The sequence below is a fragment of the Halomonas sp. SIMBA_159 genome, from assembly GCF_046536035.1.
GTDB classification, from domain to species: domain Bacteria; phylum Pseudomonadota; class Gammaproteobacteria; order Pseudomonadales; family Halomonadaceae; genus Vreelandella; species Vreelandella venusta_A.
The window spans coordinates 1-279 of the sequence record NZ_JAWJBT010000380.1 but is presented as its reverse complement, the minus strand read 5'-3'; the positions used below and the strand labels follow the sequence as shown (position 1 = coordinate 279).

1 pseudogene is annotated in these 279 nt (G+C 54.1%); it reads right to left on the bottom strand.

The annotated features are described in order from the left end of the window. A pseudogene (locus R0J87_RS19695) lies at window positions 1-279 on the bottom strand (hypothetical protein); the annotation flags it as partial.

Here is a 279-nt window from a genome sequence, read left to right as displayed (position 1 = left end):
CGCTGGCCAGTTCCATGCCGGTTAAGTCCAGCGTCAGTTGCTGGAAGTTCAGCAGTGATTCCAGACGGCCTTGCGCAATTTCCGGCTGGTAAGGTGTATAAGCCGTGTACCAGCCCGGGTTTTCCAGCACATTACGCAGGATCACATTCGGCGTTAACGTCGGGTGATAGCCCATACCAATGTAAGACTTGAACATCTTGTTCTTGCTGGCAGCCTGTTTTAGCTTTGCCAGTGCATCGGCTTCAGTCATTGCCGGGCCGGTCGCCAACGGGGTTTTCA